At 69.7% G+C, this 20,602-nt stretch carries 17 protein-coding genes; 3 read left to right on the top strand and 14 right to left on the bottom strand.

Annotated elements, in window-relative coordinates; all coding sequences use genetic code 11:
* The 6 genes from K8V84_RS14940 to K8V84_RS14915 form a co-directional block, all read right to left on the bottom strand.
* On the bottom strand, positions 1-352 hold a 352-nt coding region (locus K8V84_RS14940; protein ID WP_304075222.1), incomplete at its 3' end, for an ROK family protein.
* Positions 349-1,278 carry a dihydrodipicolinate synthase family protein gene (locus K8V84_RS14935; RefSeq protein ID WP_304075221.1) on the bottom strand — a complete coding sequence of 310 codons (930 nt, stop codon included), beginning with the start codon at positions 1,276-1,278 and terminating at the stop codon, positions 349-351. The genes K8V84_RS14940 and K8V84_RS14935, both read right to left, overlap by 4 nt.
* Positions 1,275-2,255, bottom strand: coding sequence for an ABC transporter ATP-binding protein (locus tag K8V84_RS14930; protein ID WP_304075219.1), 981 nt, complete (start codon positions 2,253-2,255; stop codon positions 1,275-1,277). Before K8V84_RS14930 ends, K8V84_RS14935 begins: the two co-directional genes overlap by 4 nt.
* Complete coding sequence (locus tag K8V84_RS14925) at positions 2,252-4,204, bottom strand: dipeptide/oligopeptide/nickel ABC transporter permease/ATP-binding protein (RefSeq protein WP_304075218.1); 1,953 nt, start codon at positions 4,202-4,204, stop codon at positions 2,252-2,254. The genes K8V84_RS14930 and K8V84_RS14925 overlap by 4 nt, the downstream gene beginning before the upstream one ends.
* A 4-nt stretch (positions 4,205-4,208) precedes the next feature.
* Complete coding sequence (locus tag K8V84_RS14920; protein ID WP_304075214.1) at positions 4,209-5,159, bottom strand: ABC transporter permease; 951 nt, start codon at positions 5,157-5,159, stop codon at positions 4,209-4,211.
* A gap of 70 nt (positions 5,160-5,229) precedes the next feature.
* Positions 5,230-6,810, bottom strand: coding sequence for an ABC transporter substrate-binding protein (locus K8V84_RS14915; RefSeq protein ID WP_304075211.1), 1,581 nt, complete (start codon positions 6,808-6,810; stop codon positions 5,230-5,232).
* A 113-nt stretch (positions 6,811-6,923) separates the two neighbouring features.
* On the opposite strand from K8V84_RS14915, the gene K8V84_RS14910 reads away from it, so the two are divergent.
* Both K8V84_RS14910 and K8V84_RS14905 read left to right on the top strand, forming a co-directional pair.
* Positions 6,924-7,673 (top strand): FadR/GntR family transcriptional regulator, encoded by a 750-nt coding sequence (locus K8V84_RS14910; protein WP_304075210.1) that lies wholly within the window; start codon positions 6,924-6,926, stop codon positions 7,671-7,673.
* A 49-nt stretch (positions 7,674-7,722) separates the two neighbouring features.
* Positions 7,723-8,892 (top strand): sialidase family protein, encoded by a 1,170-nt coding sequence (locus K8V84_RS14905; protein WP_304075208.1) that lies wholly within the window; start codon positions 7,723-7,725, stop codon positions 8,890-8,892.
* On the opposite strand, the gene K8V84_RS14900 is transcribed toward K8V84_RS14905, so the two are convergent.
* The 4 genes from K8V84_RS14900 to K8V84_RS14885 all read right to left on the bottom strand — a co-directional run bounded on the left by K8V84_RS14900 (position 8,889) and on the right by K8V84_RS14885 (position 14,872).
* Positions 8,889-10,127 carry a Bcr/CflA family efflux MFS transporter gene (locus K8V84_RS14900; RefSeq protein WP_304075206.1) on the bottom strand — a complete coding sequence of 413 codons (1,239 nt, stop codon included), beginning with the start codon at positions 10,125-10,127 and terminating at the stop codon, positions 8,889-8,891. The two genes, K8V84_RS14905 and K8V84_RS14900, sit on opposite strands and share 4 nt — an antisense overlap.
* Positions 10,128-10,193: 66 nt before the next feature.
* A complete protein-coding gene (gene pta, locus K8V84_RS14895) occupies positions 10,194-12,236 on the bottom strand; it encodes a phosphate acetyltransferase (RefSeq protein WP_304075205.1) in 2,043 nt (680 codons plus the stop codon).
* Positions 12,237-12,293: 57 nt separating this feature from the next.
* Complete coding sequence (locus K8V84_RS14890) at positions 12,294-13,133, bottom strand: GNAT family N-acetyltransferase (RefSeq protein WP_304075203.1); 840 nt, start codon at positions 13,131-13,133, stop codon at positions 12,294-12,296.
* A 71-nt stretch (positions 13,134-13,204) separates the two neighbouring features.
* Positions 13,205-14,872, bottom strand: coding sequence for an alpha/beta fold hydrolase (locus K8V84_RS14885; protein ID WP_304075200.1), 1,668 nt, complete (start codon positions 14,870-14,872; stop codon positions 13,205-13,207).
* Positions 14,873-15,000: 128 nt separating this feature from the next.
* Here K8V84_RS14885 and K8V84_RS14880 point away from each other — a divergent pair, with 128 nt between their 5' ends.
* Positions 15,001-15,465: an Lrp/AsnC family transcriptional regulator gene (locus tag K8V84_RS14880; protein WP_304075197.1), complete on the top strand. Its 465-nt coding sequence runs from the start codon at positions 15,001-15,003 to the stop codon at positions 15,463-15,465.
* Positions 15,466-15,544: 79 nt separating this feature from the next.
* Here K8V84_RS14880 and K8V84_RS14875 read toward each other — a convergent pair whose 3' ends face one another.
* The 4 genes from K8V84_RS14875 to K8V84_RS14860 all read right to left on the bottom strand — a co-directional run.
* Positions 15,545-17,254, bottom strand: a complete 1,710-nt coding sequence (locus tag K8V84_RS14875; RefSeq protein ID WP_304075195.1) for an NAD(P)/FAD-dependent oxidoreductase — start codon at positions 17,252-17,254, stop codon at positions 15,545-15,547.
* Positions 17,255-17,300: 46 nt separating this feature from the next.
* A complete protein-coding gene (locus K8V84_RS14870) occupies positions 17,301-18,095 on the bottom strand; it encodes a carbon-nitrogen hydrolase family protein (protein WP_304075193.1) in 795 nt (264 codons plus the stop codon).
* A gap of 136 nt (positions 18,096-18,231) precedes the next feature.
* Positions 18,232-19,692, bottom strand: a complete 1,461-nt coding sequence (locus tag K8V84_RS14865; protein WP_304075192.1) for an amino acid permease — start codon at positions 19,690-19,692, stop codon at positions 18,232-18,234.
* A 274-nt stretch (positions 19,693-19,966) separates the two neighbouring features.
* Positions 19,967-20,602 (bottom strand): flavodoxin-dependent (E)-4-hydroxy-3-methylbut-2-enyl-diphosphate synthase (locus K8V84_RS14860; protein ID WP_304075190.1); only part of this gene is annotated, 636 nt, incomplete at its 5' end.

The following is a 20,602-nucleotide window of genomic DNA, read 5'->3' as shown; positions in this document are numbered from 1 at the left end:
CCCCCAGGGCGTGGGCGTGGACGTCGTTGACCACGGCCACCGGTACCCCGAGTTCCGTGGCCAGGTGGCCGCGAAGGTCGGTACCGGCCCACCCGGGCAGGGCGTCCGTGGCCGAAAGCACCAGCCCGGTGTCGGGGTCGACGACCCCGGCGCTGCCGACGCCGACCCCGACCACCTCGTGGTCGGCACCCACCTCACAGGCCAGTTCGACCGCGGTGTCGAGTACCGCTCGAGCTCCCCCGGCGGCCGGTGTGGGGCGTTTGGCGCGGGTGAGAACGGCCCCGTCGGCGGTGACCGTGGCCGCCGCGGTCTTGGTACCGCCGATGTCCAGAGCCACGGCGACCCGGCTCACAGCAGCCCGACCTCCTCCAGGATCGTGCGCACGCGCCAGGTCTCCTCATCGGTGAAGGGCCGCATCGGAGGCGCCGGCACGGGGTCGTCGATGACACCGAGGAGGGCGAGCGCGCACTTGAACGCGCCGAGACCGGCGGTGGATCCGCCGGCGGTGGCGGGGTCGGCCGCGCGGACGATGCGGAACAGCCGGATCAGGCGTTCCTGCTCGTGTCGAGCGGTCTCCCAGTCACCGGCCAGGCAGGCCTCCATCAGGCGCACGTACCCGGCGGGGTCGACGTTGCCCAGCCCGGGGACCGCGCCGTCGACGCCCATCAGCATCATGGCGTCGACCACGGCCTCGTGCCCGGTGAGCACCGAGAATCCGGGGATCTCCCGGGCTCCGATCACCAGGTCGCGAAGGCCCGGGTCGTCCCCGCTGGAGTCCTTGATCCCGTCGACCACCCCGTCGGCTGCCAGCCGGAGGACCTCGTCCGCGGACAGCTTGCTGTGCACCGACACCGGAACGTCGTAGGCCAGGATCGGCGGTTCGGTCCGGTGGCGCACCGCGCGGAAGTGACGGTCGATCTCGGCGGGGTGGGTGCGCGTGTAGAAGGGCGCGGTGACGACCAGGGCGTCGGCCCCGTGCTTGGCGGCGGCCTCGGCCCGCTCCACGACCCTGTTGGTCGTGGTCTCGATGCAGCCGGCCATGACCGGGACCCGCCCGGACACCGCGCCGACGACCGTGTCCAGGACGGTGTCGCGCTGGGCGTCGGTCAGGTACGCGGACTCGCCGGAGCTGCCCAGTGCGAAGATCCCGGAGACCCCCGCGTCGAGCAGGGAGCCGACCAGCCGCTCCAGCGACACGGTGTCGACCTCGCCGTTCGTGTCCAGGGGGGTCACGATCGGCGGGACCACGCCCGTGTACTTCGGCGTGCGCTGACTCATGCGGTGCTCCTCGCGTTCGATTCGGGGTGGACGCAGTTCCATCTGTGCCCGTTGTCGGAGTCGCCGGCCGGGAACTCCTCGGCGCAGGCGTCGGTCGCCTTCCAACAGCGGGTGCGGAAGGGACAGCCAGTGGGCGGTGCGGTGGCGGACGGTACGGGTCCGCGCAGGATGATCCGCTCCGAGCGCTGTGTCAGGCTCGGGGTGGCGGAGAACAGGGCGCGGGTGTAGGGGTGACGGGGTTCGGCGACGACCTGTTCGGCGGGGCCCTCCTCGACGATGCGGCCGAGGTACATCACGGCGATCCGGTCGGCGAGGTGTCGGACGGTCTGGATGTCGTGGGACACGAACACCATGCCCAGTCCCAGGCGGGACCTGAGGTCGACGAGCAGGTTGAGCACCTGCGCGCGGACGGACACGTCCAGGGCGCTGGTCGGTTCGTCGGCGACCACCACGTCCGGTTGCAGGGCCAGGGCGCGGGCCACGGCGACACGCTGTCGCTGTCCGCCCGACAACTGGGCCGGGACGGCGTCTCCCGCGTGTCCGGGCAGACCGACCAGGTCGATGAGCTCGTCGACACGCGCCTCGCGTTCGCTCATGGTGCCCCGGCGGTGGACGTCGAGCGGGTCCCGCAGGATCCCGCGGACCGACATGCGCGGGTTGAGCGCGGTCGAGGGGTCCTGGAAGACCACGCCCATCGCCGAGCCGAACTCCCGCCGGCGGCGCGAGGTGGGCATCGCCCACAGGTCCTCGCCACGGAAGCGGACGGTGCCGTGGGTGGGACGCTGGAGCCCGGTCGCCACCTTGGCCAGGGTCGACTTCCCACAGCCGGACTCGCCGACGATGCCCAGGACCTCGCCGCGCGCGATGGTCGCGGTGGCGTCGGTCAGGGCGTGGACGCGGTCGCGGCGGAACAGCCCTCCGGTGCGTGCGGTGTGGACGACGTGCGCCCCGTCGAGTTCCACGATCGGCTCGGTCACAGCAGGACTCCCTTCGACGCCGGTGCGGGGTGCAGGCAGGCGTAGTCGTGGCCGGGACCGTCGTTGGTCAGGGAGGGGGGTGCGGTCAGGCACTCGGGGGTGGCGGCGGAACAACGGCCGGCGAAGCGGCAGCCGACGCCGAAGTCCTGCGCGGCCGGCACGACCCCGGGGATCTGGTGGAGGCGTTCGGCCCCCGCCTCCAGGGACAGGACCGAACCGAGCATCCCCCTCGCGTAGTGGTGGCGTGGCCGGGTGAGCAGATCGCGGACGGGCGCGACCTCGGCGAGCTGGCCCGCGTACATGACGGCCACGCGGTGGGACATCTCGGCGACCAGGGCGAGGTCGTGCGAGACCAGCACCATCGCGAAGCCGAGTTCGTCCCTCAGCCTGGCGAGCAGTTCCACCACCTGGGCCTGGACGGTGACGTCCAGCGCCGTGGTCGGCTCGTCGGCGATGAGCAGCCGCGGTTTGCGGGACAGCGCCATGGCGATGAGCACGCGTTGGCGCTGACCACCGGAGAGCTCGTGCGGGTAGCTGCGCATGGTGCGCTCGGGGGTGAGTCCGACCAGGTCCAGGAGTTCGGCCGGGCTCTGGTCACCGCCCCGGCTGGTGAGCTGGCGCAGCTGGGTGCCGACCAGGACCGAGGGGTTCAGGGACGACATGGCGTCCTGGTAGACCATCGCCAGCTCGGGTCCGGAGTGGGCGCGCCGTTCCTTCGGGGTGAGGGACAGCAGGTCCTTGCCGTCGTAGAGGATCTCGCCCTCCACCTTGGCCTGACGGGGCAGGAGACCCATCAGGGCGAGGCTGGTGAGGCTCTTGCCGCAGCCGGACTCACCGACCACGCCGAGGGTCTCTCCGGCGCGGACGTCGAAGGATAGCCCGTCGACCACGGACACGTCGCCGTGGCTGCCGGGGAACCCGATGCGCAGGTCGCGCACGGACAGCAGGGCGGGCGCGTCCTCGGCGACCGGAGGTACGGCGTCCTCACGTTCCCGAACGGCCGTGGCGAGACGGGCCAGGACCTCGGCGCGGTCGTCGTCCTCGGCCGCGATGTCGGCGGTGGCGGAGTCGGTGTCGCCGCCCCCGCTGCGCACCGCGCTCTTGGGCGCGGCCCAGGCGTCGGTGAGTCCCTCGGAGAGGATGTTGAGGGCGAGCACCGTGAGCAGGATGGCCAGGCCGGGGAAGAAGGTGGCCCACCATCCGCCGGACAGCAGGAGTTGACGTCCGTAGGAGATGACGTTGCCCCAGCTGGGCAGCGGGTCCTGGATGCCGGCGCCGATGAAGGCCAGGCTGGCCTCGTAGACGATCGCGTCGGCCACCAGGATGGCCGCGAACACCATGACCGGCGCCGCGCAGTTGATCGCGACGTGCTTGATCAGCACGTAGTGGCGACGGGCACCGATCAGGCGTTCCGCCGCGACGTAGTCCTCCCCGTACTGGGTCAGGACGTTGGCGCGCACGACCCTGGCCAGTGAGGGCACGTAGATCACCGCGATGGCGGCGATGAGGACGGGGATTCCGCTGCCGAAGACCGCGACCAGCACGGCGGCCAGGGCGATCCCGGGGAACGCCATGAGCACGTCCAGCACCCGCATGATCGTCTCGTCGATGATGCGGTGGGAGGTGGCGGCGATACCGCCGAGGATCCCGCCCACGAACAGGGCCAGCAAGGTGGCCCCGATACCGATCAGCAGCGAGTAGCGCGCCCCGTGCACGACCCGGGAGAAGACGTCGCGTCCGGCCCGGTCGGTACCGAACCAGTGTTCGGGTCCGGGCGGCTGTGCCGGGGCGCCCGTGGCCAGCGGGTTCTGGGCGAAGAAGGGCGCGGCGATCGCGATGACGCAGATCGCCAGCATGACCACGAGGGAGATCCTCGCGGCGAGGGACAGGCGGCGTTTCCTGGAGGGCTTGGAGAGCCCGGTCAGGCGGTCCGCGAGTCGAGGGCGCACGTGATCACACCTCTCGGATCCGTGGGTTGACGACGACGTAGAGCAGGTCGATCACGAGGTTGACGACCAGGAGTGAGACGGCGACCGTGAGCACGGCGCCCTGGACGAGGGCGACGTCGGCGTTGGTCACACCGGTGAGCAGGAGCTGACCCATGCCGGGCAGGTCGAAGATGGTCTCGATGACCACCGCGCCACCGAGGGCGTAGCCGAACCGCCACCCGAGCACCGTCAACGGCGTGATCAGTGCGTTGCGCAGGGCGCTGCGCAGTACGAGCCACCGGGGCAGCCCGTTTCCGATCGCGGTGCGGACGTAGTCGCGGTCGAGTTCCTCCACCATCGAGGTGCGCACCAGCCGGGAGAGCTGTGCGCCGATGGGGATCGCCACCGCGATGGTCGGCAGGGTCATGGTCATGACCCAACCGGAGAAGGAGTCGGCCGGAGCGGTGTAACCACCGGTGGGCAGGAGCCCGAGCCCGAGGGAGAACTGCTGGATGAGCAGGATCGCCAGCCAGAACGGCGGGAGCGCCACACAGGCGATGGACACGATCCGGGTGACCTGGTCGGGCCAACGGTCCCGCCACAGGGCACCGGTGAGCCCCATGAACAGGGCGAACAGGATGGCGCCGCCCATACCCGTCATGGTGAGTTCCAGGGTGAGCGGGAAGGCCTCCCCGATCCGGTCGACCACCGGGGTGGCCGGCGGTGCGGTCATTCCCAGGTCGCCTTGGAGCAGGTCCCCGAGGAAGTCGATGTAACGGACGGGCAGTGGCTGGTCGAGTCCGTGTTCCGCGGCGTAGGCGGCACGGGCCTCCTCGCTGGCGCCCACGCCCAAGGCGTTGTAGGCGGGGTCGTTCGGTGAGAACTGAAGGATCACGAAGACCAGCAGGGAGACGCCCAGGAGCATCACCGGTAGGACCAGTGCTCTGCGCAGGGCGAGGCGCATGAAGACGCGCATCGGGGTTTCTCTCTTCGTGGAGCGGGCGGGGACCGGACCCCATCGGGCGGATCCGGCCCCGAGGTCGAGGTCAGGCCGGGCCGACGTCCAGGAAGGACAAGCCGGTGGTGTTGATCGGCCGGAACCCTTCCAGCGCGTCGTCGTTCCAAGCGGTGATCAGCTTGCGGTGCAGGATCGGGTAGAGGGGGGCCTCGTCGGCGATGAGGTCGATCGCCTCCGCCCAGAGTTCGGCTCGCCCTTCCTCGTCGTCGGTCCGGACGGCCTCGTCGAGGAGTTCGAGGACCTTGTCGGCCTCCTCGGTGTCGGACCAGTTGTAGTAGTTCGTGGGCCACTGACCGTCGAAGAACCAGCGCAGCAGCAGGTCGACGTCGTTACCGAAGACGGACGGGTCACCGGGGGCGACCATGGCGCGGAACTTGCCGCTCTCGACCTTGTTCGCGTACTGACCGCCCGACTCACCGATGTCGAGGGTGGTGGTGACGCCCACCGCGTCCCAGCTCTCCTTGATGAGCGGAACCACGTCCTTGACCCAGCCGGCGTTGGTGGCGACGAGATCGATCTGCAGTCCTTCGACACCCGCCTCCTCCAGCAGTTCCCGCGCCCGGTCGGGGTCGTGCCGGTAGACCGTGCCGGCCTCCCGGTGGTCGGGGTGCGACTCGGGCAGGAATCCGGTGGCCGCCGCGGCACCGCCCAGCATCGCGGTCTCCACGATCTTTTCGTGGTCGATGGCGTAGTGCAGGGCCTGTCGGACCCGCTTGTCGTCGAAGGGCTTCTCCGCGCAGTTGAACATGAGGAACAGCAGGCCGAACGACTGCTCCTGCTCGACGGTCGAGGCGGTTTCCAACGCTTCGGCGTCGAGGTAGGGCACGTCCTCGATCACGCTGACCCGGCCGGACTGGAGGGCGGTGACGCGGGCGCTGGGGTCGTCCAGCAGCATCCACACCATCTCGTCGGCGAGCGCCTCGCGCGGGCCGTTGTAGGCCTCCCAACGCTCGAAGGTGATGTTGTCCGCGGCGGTGGCCGACACCAGCTTGTAGGGGCCGGAGCCGACGGGCGCCGAGTCGAACCCCTGCTGGTCCTCCTCGACCAGGGCCTTGGGCACGATCTTGATGATGCCGAGTCGTTCGACCGCGAGCGCGAAGGGGTGTTCGAGGACGATCTCCACCGTGTCCTCATCGACCTCCCTCACCTCCTCGATGAAGGAGATGAACTGCGCCATCAGCGAGTTGTTGTCGGGGTCGAGCACCCGCTCGAAGCTGTAGACCACGTCCTCGGCCGTGACGGGGTCTCCGTTGTGGAACACCGCCTCCTCGCGGAGGGTGACGCGCAGGGTCGTGTCGTCGACCTGTTCGGGGGTGTCGGCGGCGAGCGCGTTGTAGGGCTCTCGGGTCACCGGGTCCAGGTCGACCAGGGCCTCGAAGACGTGCAGGTTGGCGGCCTGGGGCAGGGCCCCGGTCGCGGTCATGGGGTCGAAACCGGTGGAAAGCGTGTAGGACAGACCGGCCTCGATGCGGTTCGAGGAGCCCCCTCCTCCCCCCGAGGAAGCCCCGCAGGCGCTGAGCGATCCGGCCAGGGCAGCGGCGGTGCCTGTGGCACCGACGAACTGGAGGAAACGCCGACGCTCCATGGCGCCGGGGTCGAAGTGGAACACGATCACTCCTTGTCGGGGGGATGGGCAAGACCTCAGGGGAAGGCATATGACGTCTGATGTCCGATGCCTGTAGGGTGTGACTCTAAGCACCAAACAGGAAAGGGGTCAATACGTTGACCGAGGAATTGACCAAGCCGGCCCCGCGGAGCACTCTGCGCGGTCATGAGGTAACGGAGCAGATCAAGAACTTCATCCTCGGCAACGGCCTGACCCCGGGCGACCCGCTGCCCACCGAGACCGAGCTGTGCTCCGAGCTCGGGGCGAGCCGCTCCAGCGTCCGCGAGGCGATAAAACGCCTCAGCGCCCTGGACATAGTCGAGGTCCGGCACGGGCACGGGACCTACGTGGGACGGCTGTCCCTCAACTCCCTGGTCGAGAGCCTGACCTTCCGTGGCCGCCTGAGCAGCGGAGACGACCTCGCGACCCTCTACGAACTGGTCACCGTGCGCAAGGTCCTCGAACAGGGCCTGGGACGCGACATCGTCAACGGGTACGACGAGGAACAGCACCGGAGCCTTGGAGAACTGGTCACCGGGATGGAGGAGGCCGCCGAACGCGGCGAGAGCTTCGTGGAGGAGGACCGCGCCTTCCACCTGATGCTGCTGGCCCCCCTGAACAACCAGCTGGTCACCCAGCTCACCGGGGCCTTCTGGGACGTGCAGGCGGTCGTGGCCCCGCTGCTGCTCTCCACCGAGGAGGACGCCCGCGAGACCGCGGCCGCGCACCGCGCGATCATCGACGCCGCGCACCGAGGAGACCAGGCCGGGTTCGTGGCGGCGGTGGCCGACCACTACGCCCCGATCCTCCACCTCCTCGAAAAACCAGCTACGACAGGGGTTGACCCCGAGAACCCCGACGCTTAGCGTCCTAGAGGTCTGATGTCCGATGCCTCCGCCCCCTACGGAGGTATCCATGAGAAAGCACGCGAGTCCCGTCGTCATGGCTGTGGGCCTGGCCGTCACCACCGCCCTGGTGTCGCCCGCCGCAGCCGACGACGCCACCCCCGACCCCCGAACCACCGCCGCCGAACCGATCATCGAACGCGTCGACCTGGCCAGTGCCGGGGCCGGCGCCCACACCTGGCGCATCCCCGCCCTCGAAGTGCTCGAGGACGGCACGCTGGTCGCCGCCTACGACCGACGCAACGACAACGCCTCAGACCTGCCCGGCGACCTCGACCTCATGATCCGCCGCAGTCACGACAAGGGACGTACCTGGACCGAACCCCAGGTGGTCGTCGACTACGACGACGGCGTCGGAGCGGGCGACCCCAGCCTGCTCCTGGACCGCGAGACCGGCCGCCTGTTCATGTTCCACGCCCACGGACCCGCCGGGGTCGGGTTCTTCAACTCCTCCGACGGCAACTCCAACGACAGCCAGGACATCCTCCACACCGACTACTCCTACTCCGACGACGGCGGACAGACCTGGAACACCAGGCGTATCACCGAGGACGTCAAGGATCCCTCCTGGTTCGGGATCTTCGCCTCGTCCGGCACCGGCATCCAACTCTCCGACGGTCGTCTGGTCCAGCAGTACGCCTACGACTCCGGTGACGGCATCTACGCCGTGAGCGTCTACAGCGACGACCACGGGGAGACCTGGCAGGCCGGGGAACCCGTGGGACCGGGCATGGACGAGAACAAGACCGTGGAGCTGGCCGACGGCCGCGTCATGCTCAACAGCCGCACCCCGGACGGCCCCTACCGTCTGGTCGCCTACTCCGAGGACGGCGGCCGGACCTACGGCGAACCGGTCCCCGACCACGACCTGATCGATCCCACCAACAACGGCGCCCTGATCCGCTACGACGCCGACGCCCAGGAGGGCACGGACCGGGCGCACAAGCTCCTGTTCACCAACACCGCGCACGAGAGCTCGCGGGAGAACCTGACCGTGCGCATGTCCTGCGACGACGGTGGAACCTGGCCGGTGGCCAAGGCCATCGATCCCGGCGCGGCCGCCTACTCCACGATCGTGCCCCTGGGCGACGACGAGTTCGGCGTCCTCTACGAGCGCGGGAACGTCGAGCACATCACGTTCGCCCGATTCAACTCCGCCTGGCTGGGCGAGGACTGCTAGGGAAGCGGAGCCTCACCCCGACCCGCCCCCGGGACCTTCGGGACCCGGGGGCGGGTCATCGTCGCCATCACCAGCAGGCCCAGGACCGAGGTGCCGAACAGCAGTACGGCCATGGGCACGGCGGTGGTCTCGTCCAGTCCCACCAGCGGCGCCACGACGGCGCCGATGAACATGGGCAGCGCGCCCAACAGCGAACCGGCGCTGCCCGCGCGGTTCTCCTGACCCTCCATCGCCAGGGCGAAGGAACCGGTGAGGACCATCCCCATACAGGTCATGTAGACGAAGATCGGCGCCACGAGCAGCGGCAACGGTCCCTGCAGGAGCGCGACGGCGAACACGACGGCGGTGGCCGCCACGGCGGTGACCACGGCCACGTACAGCAGGGACCGCTCACCGAAGCGTTCGCCGAGTCGGCCCACCGCGGCGCTGCCCAGGATGATCGCGATCCCGTTGATCCCGAACAGCACCCCGAACGCCTGCGGGGACACCCCGTACAGGTCCTGGTAGACGAACGGGGTCCCGGCCACGTAGGCGAAGCTACCGCCGTGCAGCAGACCGACGACCAGCGTGTACCCCAGATAACGGCGATCCCGCAGCAGGGCGCCCACCGTGCCCAGGCTCCCTCCCAAGGTGCCGGGGATACGTCGTTCGGTCGGCAGGGTCTCGGGCAGCCGCGCGGCCACCACCGCGACGATCACCACGCCCACCAGGGCCAACGTCCAGAAGATGGACCGCCAGTCGGTGAAGGGCAGCCACAGCACACCGCCTCCCAGGATCGGCGCCGCCATGGGGGCCACCGCGACGACCACCATGATCAGCGCGAAGAAGCGGGTGAGGGCGGGCCCGTCGAAGACGTCGCGCACGATCGCACGGGAGAGCACCACCCCGGCGCTCGCGGTGAAGCCCTGTAGGAACCGGCCCAGGACCAGCACCGTCGTGTTCGGTGCGAGCGCGCACAGGGCCGAGGCCAGGACGAACAGCGCGACGCACACCAGCAGCGGTCCGCGCCTGCCGCGGGCGTCGCTGACCGGACCGATCACCACCTGACCCGCGGAGAGCCCGACCAGACAGGTGGTGAGGCTCAGTTGGACCTGGGAGGCGCCGGCCCCCAGGTCCGCGGAGATCTCCGGAAACGCCGGAAGGTACATGTCGATGTTGAGCGGGCCCAACACAGTGAGCAGGGCGAGCAGGAGGGCCAACCCCAGGCGGGCACGACCGGTCGGGTTGCGGAGCATTCGCCAACCGTAACCGGACCGACCCGGGCGGGGCCCGGGCCGCTCCCTCGACCTGACACCGATCCGTCAGGTACGGGGATCCTGCGCCTGGACGGCGGTGATGGCGACGGTGTTGACGATGTCGCGCACGGTGGCCCCGCGGGAAAGATCGTTGACGGGTTTGCGCAGTCCCTGCAGGATCGGGCCGACGGCGACCGCCCCGGCGCTGCGCTGCACCCCCTTGTAGAGGGTGTTGCCGGTGTTGAGGTCGGGCACGACGAACACGGTGGCGTGCCCGGCGACCCGGCTATCGGGAAGTTTGGTGCGCGCCACGACGGGGTCGATCGCCGCGTCGTACTGGATGGGCCCCTCCAGTTCCAGGTCGGGGCGGGCCCGGCGGAGCAGTTCGGTGGCCTCCCGCACCTTCTCCACCTCGGCTCCGACCCCGGAGGCGCCCGTGGAGTAGGACAGCATCGCCACCCTCGGGTCGACCCCGAAGCGGGCCGCGGTGTCGGCCGATCCCGCGGCGATCTCTGCGAGCTGCTCGGCGGTGGGGTCGGGCACCACGGCGCAGTCGCCGTAGACCAGCACCCGGTCGGCCAGACACATGAAGAACACGCTGGAGACCAGGCCCGACCGCAGGATCTCGAATGAGGGCCGAATGGTCTGGGCGGTGGTGTGCCGCGCACCGGAGACCATTCCGTCGGCCAGTCCGCAGTGCACCATCAGGGTGCCGAAGTAGGACACCTCCGTGACGGTGTCCCCGGCCAACCCCACCGTGACGCCCCTGTGCGCGCGCAACGAGGCGTACTCCTGGGCGAAGCGTTCCCGAAGTTCGGAGTGTTCGGGGTCGATGATGTCGACCCCGGTCAGGTCCACGCCCAGCTCACCGGCTCGCGCCTTGATCTTGCGCGCGGGGCCGAGGAGGGTCAGGTCGGCGACCTTGCGGCGCAGCAGTAGGTCGGCGGCGCGCAACACCCGTTCGTCTGTGCCCTCGGGCAGGACGACGTGTCGGCGATCGGCGCGGGCGCGCTCCAGGAGCGTGTGCTCGAACATGAGCGGGGTGACGGACTCACTGCGACTCACCCGCAACCGGGCCAGGAGTTCGGGGCCGTCGACCGCGGAACCGAAGGCGGCCACCGCCGACTCCACCTTCTTGTCAGGGAGCGGGGTCAGGCCGCCCCGGACCGTGGAGAGTCGGGTGGCGGCGGTGTAGGTGTCCAGCGACGTGACGAGGACGGGCAGGCGCACGTTCATTCCGGTGAGCAGCCGCCACACGGGTTCGGGCATCTCGGTGTCGCCGGTGAGCAGCACCCCGGCCAGGGAGGGGAAGTCCGGTGAGGAGTGCGCGGCGACCAGGGCGGGCAGGAGGGAGCCCGCGCGATCGGCGGAGAGCAGGACGAGCCGGTCGGCCCTCAGCCGGTCCAGGAGTCCGGGCAGGGACATCGTGGCGATCTCCAGCCCCGAGGTCTCGCGGTTCAGCCGGGCGGCCTCGCCGAACAGCGACCTGCCGTCGCAGGCGTCCTGCAGATCACGGACGGTGGGCGCGCGGAGCCCTGGCACGTCGGGCAGGACGTAGGCGGTCCCCTCAAGGTGCTCGCGCAGTTCCGCGACCCTGTCGGGAGCCACCCCGTCGACCACGGTGGTGAGCCGGGTGGCGTGTTCCCGGGCGAGTTCGGCGTGCACCACGGCGATCTCACTGCGTAAACCGGAGACGTCCCGGCCCTCCCCCGCCACCATCAGCAGAACGGGGACGCCGAGGTTGGCGGCGACCCGGGCGTTGAACGCGAACTCGGTGGGGGCGCCGACGTCGGTGTAGTCGGTGCCGACGACCACGACGGCGCTGCGCCGCGCGGCCAGCTTCAGGTAGGCGGCGACGATCTCCGACATCGCCTCCTCCGGATCGGAGTGCACGCGCCGGTAGGTGACACCCACGCAGTCCTCGTAGGGGTCGTTGATCTCGTACCGGCGGCGCAGCGTCTCCACCAACGGGTCACGCCCGTCCTCGGCGACGATGGGCCGGAACACACCGATGGTGTCCACCGTCCCCGCGAGTAGTTCGGTCAGGCCCAGCGCGACGGTCCTCTTGTCGCTCTCGGCGTCGCTGGAGGCGATGTAGACCCCGGTCATCGAAACCCCAATCTGTTCGGGGGCGGATGGATCGGTGGGTGTCTTCGAGGGCGCGGATCAAAAGAGCACGGACATGACCTCACCGACCTGGCGGAACCCGACCCTGCTGTAGGTGGCGCGGGCCGGGGTGTTGAAGTCGTTCACGTACAGGGTCACGCGGGGCGCGATCTCGGCGAGGGCGTAGTTCACCACCGCGGCCATCCCGGCCCTGGAGTATCCCCGACCGCGCAGCTCCGGGTGCACCCACACACCCTGCACCTGGCAGGCGTGGGGGGTGACGGCGCCGATCTCGGCCTTGAAAACGACCCGACCGTCCTCGATGCGGGCGAAGGCACGGCCGGTGCGGACGAGTTCCTCGACCCTGGCCCGGTAGAGCGCTCCTCCGTCACCGGAGTCCGGCGGGACGCCGACCTCCTCGGTGAACATGGCGACACAGGCCGGCACCAGGGTGTTGATCTCGCTGACCCGGACACGGCGCACCAACGGGTCGGCGGGCACCGCCGGTGGCCCGTCGATCTCCAGGACGGGTTGACTGGCACGGATCGTTCGGGCGGGCCCCCATGCGGGGGTGACCTGCTGCCAGAAGTCGCTGACCGCCTCCACCGGGCCGACGATCGACGAGCAACGGCGGCCGCGCCAACGGGCGTGGTCGGCGAAACTGCGAACGGCGGCCGGCCCGGCGTTGACCGGGACCAGGTTGGCGCCCGAGTAGCAGAGCGCGGTCAACCTGCCCCGCTCGACGTGTCCCCACACCTCGGCGCCGCCGACACCCGCGATCCCGGTGGTCAGCAGGCGTGAGGCGACGAAGACGTTGCCGACGGGGTCGGTGTCCAAGAGCGTTCGGACGGCCTCCCGGTCGCGTTCGCCCAGAATTCGAACCGGTGAGGTCCGCAGCATCGCATCTCCCCCATATCCCCGGTGACCGGGAACGGTCACCGGGCCAAAGACGAATTCGCGCCGATTCCAGCCTATTCGACCGTTACCGCGGACTCACCCGGGTACTCCAAACCGATGGGACCCAATCGGTCCACGGGCGTGTGGGGCGCGGACTGGGTGCTGCGCGGTTCGGGTTCCGGGCGTGCGTCGCAGGTCAGGTCGGGGCCCTCGGCACCACGTTCGGGCAGGACGCCCTCGCGCAGGTAGTCGACGACCGCCTCGTCCACGCAGGCGTTACCGGTGAGGGCGACCCCGTGGGTGATACCGCCGTCCTCGATCACCAGGGAGGATCCGGGCAGCCGCTCGCGCAGGGAATGCGCCCCCTCCACCGAGGTGGCGCCGTCGTCGGTGGCGTGCACGAGGAGCACGTCACCGTCGTAGGCGGGGTGTTCGTAGGGCCCGTCGCCGACCTGGAACCAGGGGGCGGACTCCCCTCCCCACGTGGCGCACGGCGCGTTGTACCAGATGTTGTGCCAGCCCATGAAGGGCGCGTCCTCATGCACCCGCCGGGCGTCGGCGTTCCAGGTCTTCCAGTCCTTGGGCCATTCGGCGTCGGTGCACTGGACTGCGAGGTAGCCGCCGTACCCGGGGTCGCTCCCGGCGTCGTCGCCGTAGTTCTCGTGCAACTCCACCAGGGGGGCGGAGTCGCCGTCCCGGATCTGCGCGGACAGGGCGGAGGCGACCGCCGGCCAGGTGCCGCCGCTGTAGGCGACGACGATGACGGCGCCCTCCAGCTCGGTCGGGCCGACCGTGTCCTCGGCGGGTTCCTCTCCCAGTCGGGAGCGCAGGTCGTAGTAGGCGTCGGCGACCGCGTCGCCGTCGGCGCCCAGTCCGTAGGTGTCGTCGTGGCGGGCCACCCAGTCGAAGAAGTTGTGGGCGGCGCGGTCCAAGGCCCGGCTCTGCGCCAGGTTGCTCTCGTACCAGGGGCTGTCCGGATCGACGACGCTGTCCAGGACGACGGCGCGGACGCTGTCGGGGTAGAGCGAGCTGTAGACGGTACCGAGGTAACTGCCGTAGGAGTAGCCCAGGTAGTCGACCTGGTCCCGCCCCAGGGCGACGCGCATGGCGTCCATGTCGTGGGCGGTGTCCTCGGTGCGCATGTGGTCCAGGAGGGGGCCGGCGTCCTTCGCGCAGGCGTCGGCGTAGGCCTCGGCGTCGGCGCGCAGGGCCTGCTCCTCCTCCGCGTCGGCCGGGACGGTGTCCTTGCGGACCGGGGTGAAGAAGTCGGGGTCGCAGGTGATTCCGGGGGTGGAGGCGCCCATGCCGCGCGGGTCGAAGGCGACCACGTCGTAGGTCTCTCGGAGTTCCTCGGGCATGCGCAGGTGGGTGTGCGAGGCCCACTGGCGGCCGGCACTGCCGGGGCCGCCCGGGTTGACCAGCATGGTGTGTTCGGCGGTGCCGGTGGCGGGCACGCGGGAGAGCGCGATCTCCACGGTCTCGGCGACGGCGTGGGCGACGCCGGGTTCGTGGACCATCGGGACGGTGAGGGTGGCGCATTCGAGGTTCTCGTCCTCGACGGGGTCGAGGTCCTCGCACGGTTCCCAGTTCAGGGTCGTTTCGGGGACGGGGGCCTGGGGCGCGATGGGTGTGGTGGCCTGGGCGGGGGACAGCGCGGTCAGTGAGGCCAAAAGCACGCCGCCACCACAGTAGGCGACCCATCGTGTGCCCGTTCGTACCCGCACCCGTCCACCCCTCACCATCCCGTTCGAACCTTCCAACGCATTCTCTCCATTACCGAGCGTGACATCAGGAAGCGACACGGACCCCACCCGGGTACGCCGACGGTAAGATGTGCCCTGGTCGTTTCAGATGGTGACAAAGGGGCGCAATGCGGCTTGATCGTGTCGATGAGCGGATCATCGCGATACTCGGCGCGGACGCACGGATGAGCTTCGCCGAGATCGGCGGAGAGGTCGGTCTCAGCCCTTCCGCCGTCAAACGCCGGGTGGACCGGCTGGTCGAGTCGGGTGCCGTGCGCGGCTTCACGGTCGTGGTCGAACCGCAGGCGATCGGGTGGACCACCGAGGCGTTCATCGAGTTGTACTGCCGCGCCCGCACCTCCCCCACCGAGATCCGCAAGGGCCTGACCGGCTACGCCGAGATCACCTCGGCGTGCACCGTCACCGGCGATGCCGACGCCCTGGTCCAGGTCCGCGCCCGCGACACCCACCACCTGGAAGAGGTCATCGAGCGCATCGGCGCCGAGCCCTTCGTGGTGCGCACCAAGAGCACCCTGGTGCTGTCCCGACTGGTCGACCGGCCCATCCTCGCCGGCGCCGCCGACCAGGCCTAGAAAAGGCCCCTGTTCCCCTCCAGGGAGTCGATCCACCGCAGGTGTTCCGGGGCCCTCTTTCGTCGGATGGATTCGTGGGTCAGTCCTCGGACAGGACGACGGGGACCAGCTCGTCGAACAGGTCACCCGGGCCCGGGTTGGTGGGGTCGGCGGCGCCGCCGAGGTGGTGCATGACGCCCCACACGGCGTTCAGGGCGGTCTGAACGGCGCCCTCGGCCCAACCCGCGGTCCAGGAGATGTCGTCCCCGGCCAGGAACAGGCCGCGGTGGCGCTCCTCCAGGTCGTCCTGGCGGAAGTGGGTGAACAAACGCCGCTGGTACCGGTAGTGGCCGGGCAGGTTCGCCTTGAACGCGCCCATGAAGTAGGGCTCGTCCTCCCAGGAGATCGTGACGGGATCGCCGGTGATGTGCGAGCGGATGTCCACACCCGGGTAGATCTTGCCCAGCGAGGCCAGCATGACCTCCAGACGCTCGTTGGCCGACAGCGGCAACCACTTGAGCGAGTCGTCGCACCAGGTGTACGACATGCAGATCGCGGCGGGCCCCTCTGGGTCCTCGCCCTCCAGCAGGTAGGTGCCGCGGGTCATCCGGTCGGTGAGCGTCATGCTCATGACGTCCCGGCCGGTCTCGGGATCCTTGTCCCGCCAAAAGGCGCGGTCCACCGGAACGAACAGCTTCGAGGACTCCATGTAGTGGGTCCGTTCGAGGGCGTTCCAGTGGTCGATGGGCAGCAGGTCCTCGTCACAGTCGACCTTGGACAACAGCGCCCAGGACTGCGCGGTGAAGACCGCCGCCGGGTAGGTACGGGTGGAACCGGAGGCGTCGGTGACGGTGATGTTGCCGCCGGGACGTCCCTTGACGGCCGTGCGACGCAACGCCGTCACCGCCGGGAGCGGACCGGCCTCGTGCAGCGAGGCCAGGGAGGTGCCCGTCGCCCAGTGCACGAGCTTGTCCGGGGCGTCCTCCCACAGGCGTCGCGGCAGTCGGTCGACCCCGCCGACGATGCTCATGTGGTCGTCGTCCGCGCCGGTGTAGGTGACCCGCAGGATCTCCAGGATGGAGTTGGGGAAGTCGGTGTCCCAGCCCCCGGTGCCAAAGCCCACCTGCCCGAAGATCTCCCGCTTGCGGAACGAGGAGAACCCCGGGGCACGGCACAGGAACCCGTAGAAGGTCTGGTCGTCCAGCTTCTCGACGAGCCGGTTCCAGATCTCCTTTTGGGTGGCGACGTCGCGCTCGCGGATCGCCCTCTGCATGCGGCTGTGGTCGACACTTTCCAGGGTCTGGTCCCAGGCCCGGGCGACCTCGCGGTAGACCTCGGGCAGGTCGTCCAGCCCGGTGGCGTAGTGCGTCCTGCCCTTGAGGTCGACGACGGTGCTCGGGGTGGCCGGCGAGAGCGGGTTCGGGAAGGCGGTGGTGTTCAGTCCCACGCGATTGACGTAGTGCCAGAACGCGGTGGAGGACGGCGGGAACCGCATGGCGCCCATCTCGGCCACCACGTCGTCGGGGGCACCGGGCAGGCGTTCGGTGCGCAGACGGCCACCGATCCGGTCGGCCTCGTAGACCACCGGCTTCAGGCCCATCCTCATGAGCTCGTAGGCGGTGACGATGCCGGAGAGCCCGCCGCCGATCACGGCGACCTCGGTGCCGTGGTGCTCGGCGGGTACCTGGCCCAGCCCCGCGGGGTGCTCCAGGTAGGAGTCGTAGGCGAACGGGAAGTCGGGCCCGCACATGTTCAGGGGCCGCTCACCCTGCGGGACGGCACCGGCGGACGTGGGCACGGCGGAGGTCATGAAGGCCCTCCTTCTCTGGGGCTGGGGCGATGATGCGACGGTGGGTTCAGCGGCCGTACAGGTCGGTACGGCGATCGCGCAGGTAGAACTGCTCGGCGCGCACGGTCTCGACGGCGGTCGGCTCGACGTCGCCGACCAGCAGTTCCTCGGTGGGGCCGGCCCGCAACAGCTCGGCGCCGTCCGGGCCGACCAGGGTGCTCAGCCCGACGTAGTCGAGCCCACCCTCGGCGTCGCAGCGGTTCACGTAGGCCAGGTGGATCTGGTTCTCCATGGCCCGGGCCGGCACCAGGAGGGTGGCGACCGAGGTGGTGGGCGCCATCAGGGCGGTCGGCACGATCAGGAGGGTCGTACCGGCCATCGCGTGGGCCCGCACGATCTCGGGGAACTCCACGTCGTAGCAGACGATGAACCCGAGCCGGTGGCCGTCGAGGTCGGCCTGGACGACGAGTTCCTCGCCCGGGTCGAACAGGTTCCGGTCCAGGTCACCGAACAGGTGCGTCTTGCGGTAGAGCGCGCGGGAGACACCGTCGGTGTCCACGAGCCGCACCGCGTTGTACACCCGACCGTCGGCGAGTTCGGCGAAGCCGTAGACCACGGCCACCCCGGTGTCGCCGGCGATCCGCGCCACCGCCTCGAAGAGCCGGCCGTCGGCGGGTTCGGCCAGTTCCCGAACCCTCTCACCGATGTTGTAGCCGGTCAGGGACATCTCCGGGGTCACGAGGAGGGTGGCGCCCTCCGCCGCGGCTGCACGGGCGCTCTCGTGGAGCCGGGTGAGGGCGGAGTCGGTGTCGCCGCTGCGTCCGGTGCCCTGGTCCAAGGCCACGCGCAGTGGGTTCGGCATCGTCCGTCCTTCCTGGTGGGTCGTCTGCGGGCCGCGTCCACTCTAGGCGCAGGAAGGCATCGGATCCGTGCGCCGAAACGACGCCCTGTTGCGAGTTGTGCCGCTTCGGCGACGGATCATTGCGCAAACGGGCCGATCAGGCGCCGGCTTCGACCGTCTCCTCCCTCTCCAGCTCCGAGCGGCGCATGCTGTAGCCGAAGTAGATCGCCAGTCCCAGCACCAACCAGGCACCGAAGGCGATCCACACGCTCAGCGACATGCTGAACATCAGGTAGGCGCAGGCCAGGACGCCCAGGACCGGGGTCACCGGGGCGCCGGGCATCCGGAAGGCACGCTTGAGGTCGGGGCGGTTCCGGCGCAGCACCAGGACGGCCACGTTGACCAGGGCGAAGGCGAACAGCGTGCCGATGGCGGTCGCGTCGGCGAGCGGACCCAGCGGGATGAGCGCGGCCAGCAACGCGATGAGCACCGAGGTGATGACGGTGTTGGCGCGCGGGGTGCCCTTGGCGTCGACCTTGGAGAAGGCCTTGGGGATCAGTCCGTCGCGCGACATCGCGTAGAGGATGCGGGTCTGGCTGTACAGGACCACCAGCACGACGCTGGCCAGGGCCAGGACGGCGCCGGCGGCGAAGATGACCGCCCAGATCGGGGTGCCGGTGACGACGGTGAGGATGCCGGCGAGCGAGGTCCGTCCCTCGACGAACCCGGTCCAGTTGATGGCGCCCACGGCGCTGAACGCCACCAGGCAGTAGATCGCGGTGACCACGATCATCGAGAACATGATGGCGCGGGGCAGGTCGCGCTGGGGATTCTTGGCCTCCTCGCTGGCGGTGGAGGCGGAGTCGAAGCCGATGTAGGAGAAGAACAGGGTGGCGCCCGCGGCGGAGACTCCGGCCATTCCCATGGGCATGAAGGGGGCGAAGTTGCCGTCCTGGACCGCGGTGACGGCGATGGCCACGAACATGACCAGCACGGCCACCTTGACGGCGACCATGACGGCGTTGGCGCGGGTGCTCTCCCTGACCCCGGCCAGCAGGGCGAACATCGACAGCAGCACCACGATGGCGGCGGGCAGGTTGATCAGTCCGCCTTCGAGGGGGCCGACCAGGAACGCCTCGGGCATCGACAGCCCCGTGGTCAGCCGAAGCAGTTCGTCGATGTACTGCCCCCATCCGACGCCGACGGCGGCCACCGAGACCCCGTAGGTGAGCATGAGGCACCAGCCGCACACCCAGGCCATGAACTCGCCCATGGTGGCGTAGGAGTACGAGTAGGCGGAGCCGGACGCCGGGATCATTCCGGCCATCTCCGCGTAGGCCAGGGCGGAGAAGAGCGCGGTGACGCCGGCCAGGACGAACGACAGGACGACGGCGGGACCGGCGATCGGGACGGCCTCACCCAGGACGACGAAGATGCCCGTGCCCAGGGTGGCGCCGATGCCGATCATGGACAGCTGCCAAAAGCCCATCGTTCGGTGCAGTCCGTGCCCGCTCTCGGTCTCGGCCACCAACTTCTCGACCGGTTTGCGTCTGGACAGACGCCGACCCAGCGTGGGCACGCCCGCGCCCACCCGCGCGGGTGTCTTCTGCTCCACCACGAATTGTCTCCTAGCTGTTCAGCGGGGTAGGCACGGTGGGGGTCTCCCGAAATGTGCCCTAGGCAACGTTAATGGTGTTGCCTGAGTAACATGACCCACATTCATTGCGTTTGTCGGGTTCTCGCGTGGTATTCGTGCGCGTTGGGACAAAAAAACGCACCATGACGTGAGGCACACCACACGAACCGACGCGCCGACCCCGCGCACGCGAAAGGGGGAGCACGGTGCTCGACCGCGCTCCCCCTTTCGCGAAGCACTCGGAGAGGATGTGGCGTCAGCCCACGGACACGCTGGGCTCGCCCTCGACGCCGCTCTCGCCCATCTCCTCGGCGATGCGCATGGCCTCCTCGATGAGCGTCTCCACGATCTGGGACTCGGGGACGGTCTTGATGACCTCGCCCTTGACGAAGATCTGGCCCTTGCCGTTGCCGGAGGCCACCCCCAGGTCGGCGTCGCGCGCCTCACCCGGACCGTTGACGACGCAGCCCATGACGGCCACGCGCAGCGGCACGTCCATGCCCTCCAGGCCCGCGGTGACCTCCTCCGCGAGCGTGTACACGTCCACCTGGGCTCGGCCACAGCTCGGGCAGGAGACGATCTCCAGGCCGCGCTCGCGCAGACCCAGCGACTCCAGGATCTGGTTGCCGACCTTGACCTCCTCGGCCGGCGGCGCGGACAGGGACACGCGGATGGTGTCGCCGATGCCCTCAGAGAGCAGCGCGCCGAAGGCCACCGATGACTTGATGGTGCCTTGGAAGGCCGGACCGGCCTCGGTGACACCCAGGTGCAGCGGGTAGTCGCAGGCCTCCGACAGCAGACGGTAGGCGTTGACCATCACGACCGGGTCGTTGTGCTTGACCGAGATCTTGATGTCACGGAAACCGTGCTCCTCGAACAGGGAGCAGATCGG

Origin of the sequence: Nocardiopsis listeri, assembly GCF_020741345.1 — a bacterium.
GTDB lineage: Bacteria > Actinomycetota > Actinomycetes > Streptosporangiales > Streptosporangiaceae > Nocardiopsis > Nocardiopsis listeri_A.
Note: the sequence above shows the minus strand (reverse complement) of the source record. Positions and strands in the feature narration are given on the sequence as shown.